The organism is Methylobacterium sp. J-076 (assembly GCF_022829405.1).
Lineage (GTDB): Bacteria > Pseudomonadota > Alphaproteobacteria > Rhizobiales > Beijerinckiaceae > Methylobacterium.
Map to the genome: position 1 here is coordinate 1 of NZ_JAKSXW010000001.1, position 3,683 is coordinate 3,683.

The 3,683-nt window shown below is 54.3% G+C and carries 6 protein-coding genes; 2 read left to right on the forward strand and 4 right to left on the reverse strand.

What is annotated here, in order from left to right; translation table 11 throughout:
- The 3 genes from MKK53_RS00005 to MKK53_RS00015 form a co-directional block, all read right to left on the reverse strand.
- Positions 1-209, reverse strand: a 209-nt coding sequence (locus tag MKK53_RS00005) for a hypothetical protein (RefSeq protein ID WP_243925701.1), incomplete at its 3' end; no start/stop codon positions are given.
- Positions 200-577, reverse strand: coding sequence for a hypothetical protein (locus MKK53_RS00010; protein ID WP_243925703.1), 378 nt, complete (start codon positions 575-577; stop codon positions 200-202). The genes MKK53_RS00005 and MKK53_RS00010, both read right to left, overlap by 10 nt.
- Entirely contained in the window at positions 574-753 is a 180-nt protein-coding gene (locus tag MKK53_RS00015) for a hypothetical protein (protein WP_243925705.1), read from the reverse strand. Before MKK53_RS00015 ends, MKK53_RS00010 begins: the two co-directional genes overlap by 4 nt.
- Positions 754-935: 182 nt before the next feature.
- Between MKK53_RS00015 and MKK53_RS00020 the strand changes: the two genes are divergently transcribed.
- Positions 936-1,097: a hypothetical protein gene (locus MKK53_RS00020; RefSeq protein ID WP_243925707.1), complete on the forward strand. Its 162-nt coding sequence runs from the start codon at positions 936-938 to the stop codon at positions 1,095-1,097.
- A 582-nt stretch (positions 1,098-1,679) separates the two neighbouring features.
- Positions 1,680-3,158 carry a Fic family protein gene (locus tag MKK53_RS00025; RefSeq protein WP_243925709.1) on the forward strand — a complete coding sequence of 493 codons (1,479 nt, stop codon included), beginning with the start codon at positions 1,680-1,682 and terminating at the stop codon, positions 3,156-3,158.
- Between the two features lie 9 nt (positions 3,159-3,167).
- On the opposite strand, the gene MKK53_RS00030 is transcribed toward MKK53_RS00025, so the two are convergent.
- Positions 3,168-3,491, reverse strand: coding sequence for a tyrosine-type recombinase/integrase (locus tag MKK53_RS00030; RefSeq protein ID WP_279598741.1), 324 nt, complete (start codon positions 3,489-3,491; stop codon positions 3,168-3,170).
- Positions 3,492-3,683: the final 192 nt, after the last annotated feature.

The window sequence follows — 3,683 nt, forward strand, 5'->3', positions numbered from 1 at the left end:
AGTCTTGAGTGGGTCCCGTCATCCAGCCAGCCGCTCCCATCCAACCGCTCGCCTTCCTGAACGAGCGATTGGTAAAGGCGCTCGTAGCGGTGAACTAGCCGCGCCAGCGCCCGTGTGGGGCTAGGGGTGGCCGCAGCCGGCGCAGATGCCAGCGGTGCTGCGAGGATGGCGCCGAGGGCAGCGCGTCGGGTGGAGGCGTTCACAGCCATGCTGCGCCCTCCCGCCAATCGCAGCCGACTGTGCTGAGCACGAGCGCTGCCCTGGTCGAAGGGAAGGATACCCCGTCGCCCATCGGCCGTCCTTCGCTGTCCGACCCTATGTGACCGCGCGACCGATGCCAGCGCAGGGCCGAACCAAACACACCGTCGATGCTAAGCCGAGAGCGAACGCCACCACCGATCTCACGCGCCAACTCGGATCGCTCGAACATCAGCCAGTCGTGGTACTCGCGGAGCAACCGTTCCGTGACTGGCTCGGCGACGGCTGACGGTGCGCCGATCAGAGTGATCCCGCCACCGATCAGTGGCAGAGTGGTGAGGCTGCGCAGGAATCCGCGCCGGTTCGCGGGGGCGTTCATGCGGACCTCCCATTGCCGGGGGCATGCTGCTCGTTGAGCGCGTCCAGCAAGGCGATGTCGGCCTCGATCCGCTCGGCGATCCGGCGGCGCAGGTCGCTGAGGCGCTGGCGGTCGGGATCGGCGGCTTGCATGGCCGCGAGGGCGATGGTGACGGGGCCACGCTGTGCGAAAGGCAAGCGCGGGCGTTCACCGCCGCAAATGGGCGGTGTAAGGTGGTGAATAGCCATGACTGTGAAGCCCTTCCAGTTCGTGGTCAGGCCCGCGCGGTGGTGCAAACACCGTTGCGGGCCGTTGCGTTGTATGACGCACCGACATACAATCACGGCCGATCCGCGCTTGTCAATCGGTCCGATATACAATGGTGCTGGAAGAGAAGAAGACAGCGGTCTTCCAAGTGCGCATGAGGCCATCGGTGAAGGCAGCTGCGGAAAAGGCTGCTGCTGAGGACAACCGGTCGCTTGCTGCCCTAATAGAGTCGCTCATGATCGAGCACCTCAAGGCGAAGGGCTACCTGAAGTGAGTCGCAGGAAGCGCAAGCTACCCGACAGCCTGACTCAGCACCTATCAGATCCGAAGGTCTTGGCCTTCAAGCCTCGGGCCAATCAACGCCGCGCCAACGGCATATCCGTGTCGGGTCAAAAGATCGCCCTTTCGGTCGTGACCCTTATCGTTCTCGTGTTGGGTGGTGGTTATCTGCTGCGTTTTTGGTAGCCGCCGGCGTCATCTTCATCAAGGAGAACGGCGAGGGGCCGGGTGTCAGACTTCGGAAGGCTGCCGCTGGCTGAGTTGTCCCACGGATCAATCGCTTACGTGCCGTGTCACACTTTGGGCAAGCACGCCATCCAGGGGCGAATCTTCCTTGGATGGGACTTGTGCGAGGCCGTGCGTTCAAGACGCTTCAGCCTTTCCCTCCGCAAATTTTTATAAGGCACCACGATTTTCGTGACGAAACTCGTCACTTACAAAAATTATCGGAACTGGTATCCTGGTTACCTTTTTTATCGCGTTGTGAGGGTTTTTGACGGCCATGCAGACATCCGTACCGAGCGCTAATGAGCAGGACGGTCAGCTGATCACGACGTTTCGCGGGCGCCGATTGCCCGTGTCGGCCTACCTAGTCGGATATAGCGCGCTGATAGAAAAATTTAACCTGAATGTGCCGCTTCATCATGAAATGGCAGCGATATCTCCAAAAAATATCCGGAGAAAAGAAGACGGCTGGGTAATATACCCAAATGCTTTTCGATCTTCAAATAGTACAATAGACCATCTAGTTTTTGCTTTGAAGCACGAGGGTGTTTCTTTCCTTACGCTTGCTCACGTGTTCAAAAAATTCGACAAAAAGGAGCTTGAGAAGGCAGCTATTGCGAAGCCAACAAGTGCCTATATTCGTCGGCTGTGCTTTTTCTACGAATGGCTTGGGAACGGAGAGCTGTATATTCAAGCTGTAACAGCGGGTGCATACGTCGAAGCTATTGATACAAAGCAGCAATATGCCGCAAAAGAGTATTTCAATGAGAAAAGATTTAGGATAAGAGACAATATTCCAGGAACTAGATTGTTCTGCCCGACTGTTTTTAAAACTCATAAAATTGACGAATTCATAAATTTAAGATTATCAAGCAAAGCTAAGGCTATTGTAAGTAGCGCCCCAAGGGAGCTTATTGCGAGAGCAGCTGCATTTTTGCTATTGAGCGATTCTAAAGCTTCTTTTGCTATAGAAGGAGAGCATCCACCAAAATCCCGTATTGCTCGCTGGGGAAATGTTATAAGCAAAGCTGGGCAAATTGAGCTTACAACCAGCAAACTAATTGAGCTCCAAAAAGAATTAATTGGCGATGATCGCTTAGTAAGGGTCGGATTGCGAGATGAAGGAGGGTTCGTTGGCAGGCACGATGCTTTTGGTCATCCAGAGCCCGAGCATATCAGTGCTAACGCAAAGGATTTGAATGGGCTTCTTAGAGGGGTGGAGCACTTTAATTCGATATCTAAAATCCTTGAATTTCATCCGGTGCTTGCCGCAGCATGTATAGCTTTTGGGTTTGTTTACATACACCCGTTTGAGGATGGAAATGGTAGGATCCATCGTTTTCTTTTGCACCACGTTCTTGCTGAGTTTGGCTATACTCCTAAAGAAATAGTTTTTCCTATCTCTAGTGTCATTCTGGATGATATTGCTCGATACAAAGATACTCTTGAGATCATATCGAGGCCTTTACTTGAACTTATAGAGTGGAAATCGACTGATCGAGGCAACATAGAAGTTCAAATGGAAACTTCTGACTATTATAGATATTTCGACGCCACAGCACATTGCGAGTATTTATTCAAATGCATACAAAGATCTGTTGAAAAAGAGCTTCCAGAAGAGTTGTCTTTTCTGGAGCACCGGGATGAGTTTCACAGGGAGGTGACTGAGATCGTAGATATGGGCGAGCGAACGATCGATTTAATGCTAAGATTTCTTCGGCAAGGACACGGGGTGTTTAGCAAGAGAGCAAGAGAAGGCGAGTTTTCACTCCTTACTCCGTCCGAGATAGAAAGAGTTCAAGATCTTTATATAGAGATTTTTGGGAGTTAGGGGGTGAACCTATATATCTTCAACGAGGATATATTTACCTGCCATCGCTCCTGCGATTTGCATCGCGACCCGGTCCGCGGCCGCGAGCAGCACCGCGTCGAGATGGTGGATGTAGCGTGAGGTTACCCCGTGCCCGGCGTGGCCCAGCATCGCGCCGATTGTGGACTCGCTGTAGCCGAGATCGCCCGCCGTCGAGGCAAATGAGTGCCGCAGGGTGTGAGCGGAGACGCCCTCCAGACCCACCCGCCCAACGATCCGCTCCAAGGCGTCGGAGAGGCTAGCAAAGCTACCGGAGCCACGCACGGCGGGCAGGACAAATGGTGAGTCCGGCATGCGGGGGAGGGCGGTCAGTACGGCTAGGCTGAATCGACATTCACCGCATCCAGAGCAGGGCAGCGGCGATGTGGAGGAAGCCGAGGTAGTGGACGGCGCGTCGGTCGAAACGCGTGGCGATGCGCCGGAAGTGCTTGAGCTTGTTGAAGCAGCGCTCGATGGTGTTGCGGACCCTGTAGGCCGCGACGTCGT

Bases quoted from the DNA above. Each gene is read 5' to 3' on its own strand.
- MKK53_RS00010 (WP_243925703.1), bottom strand. From the start codon at position 577: ATGAACGCCCCCGCGAACCGGCGCGGATTCCTGCGCAGCCTCACCACT.
- MKK53_RS00020 (WP_243925707.1), top strand. From the start codon at position 936: ATGGTGCTGGAAGAGAAGAAGACAGCGGTCTTCCAAGTGCGCATGAGG.
- MKK53_RS00030 (WP_279598741.1), bottom strand. From the start codon at position 3,491: ATGCCGGACTCACCATTTGTCCTGCCCGCCGTGCGTGGCTCCGGTAGC.